The 1,030-nt window shown below is 66.8% G+C and carries 2 protein-coding genes; both read right to left on the bottom strand.

The genetic code is table 11. The features are described from left to right. Nucleotides 1-490: GNAT family N-acetyltransferase (locus PMI38_RS00010; protein WP_008089067.1), on the bottom strand; the 490-nt coding region annotated here is incomplete at its 3' end. A 79-nt stretch (nt 491-569) separates the two neighbouring features. After that, entirely contained in the window at nt 570-914 is a 345-nt protein-coding gene (locus PMI38_RS00005; protein WP_008089065.1) for a carboxymuconolactone decarboxylase family protein, read from the bottom strand. Between the last annotated feature and the right edge of the window lie 116 nt (nt 915-1,030).

Genomic DNA, 1,030 nt, shown 5'->3' with positions numbered 1-1,030 from the left:
CCCCCCCCAGCCACTTGTACATCACCAGGCAGTCCACCAGCCCCAGGCGGGCGTGGCGGAAGGCCTTGGGCAAGCGGCCGACCGTGTCGAAACCGAGCTTGTGCCACAGCGCCACGGCCACTTCGTTGCTGGCGACCACCGAGTTGAACTGCAGCGCCAGGAAACCTTCCTGGCGCGCCAGTTTCTGCGAGTGCTCGCACATCAGGCGTGCCACGCCATGGCCACGGGCGGCCTCGCTGACCATGTAGCCGCAGTTGCCGACATGGCTGCCGGGGCCGGCGGCGTTGGCCTTGAGGTAGTAGGAACCGAGCAGCTCGCCATCCTGTTCGGCCACCCACGTGTGCAGGGGCAGCTCCAGCCACAGCTGGCGCGCCTGCTCGACGCTCAGGTCGGGGTCGTAGGTGTAGGTTTCGCGGGCCTGGACGATGGCCTGGAAGGTCGGCCAGAAACGCTCGAAATCGTCGGGCGTCATGGGGCGGATGTGGATCATGGCGGTACCTGTTGGGGCTAGGGCGCCAAGTCTGGGCGGCGCGGCGTCGTCGCGCAAGGGCGGCGACGCCGTTTGCGGTTCAGCCTTCGGCCTTGCCCACCGCATCCAGGGCGCGCGCCGAGTAGACCAGCGCGGCACCGGCATTCATCGCCACGGCCACACCCAGGGCTTCGGCGATCTCTTCACGGGTGGCACCCTGCTTGACCGCCTGCTGCGAGTGCACGGCAATGCAGCCGTCGCAGCGCGTGGTGACGGCCACGGCCAGGGAGATCAGCTCGCGGGTCTTGGCATCCAGGTGGTTGGTCTTGGCGCCGGCGCCGCTGGCGGTCATGTAGCCGGCCACGGTGTCGGGGGACAATTGCTTGATATCGCCGATGCCGGCCATCAACTGCTTACGGTAGGCGTCCCAGTCCATCATGCTCATCGTCTTCACCTTGGGGAGGTTGCGAGTGGAGCTATCAGGCTAGTCGAAGATGGGAGGGTAGGGGGCTGGTGGGGGTATGTCTTGGGTTTTGTTGCGTGGCGTAAATCGAGCGCCGC

The organism is Pseudomonas sp. GM84, from assembly GCF_000282535.1.
Classification (GTDB): domain Bacteria; phylum Pseudomonadota; class Gammaproteobacteria; order Pseudomonadales; family Pseudomonadaceae; genus Aquipseudomonas.
Note: the sequence above shows the minus strand (reverse complement) of the source record. Positions and strands in the feature narration are given on the sequence as shown.

What these genes read in the sequence shown, in the direction of transcription:
- PMI38_RS00005 (WP_008089065.1), bottom strand. Translation starts at nt 914, where the DNA reads ATGAGCATGATGGACTGGGACGCCTACCGTAAGCAGTTGATGGCCGGC.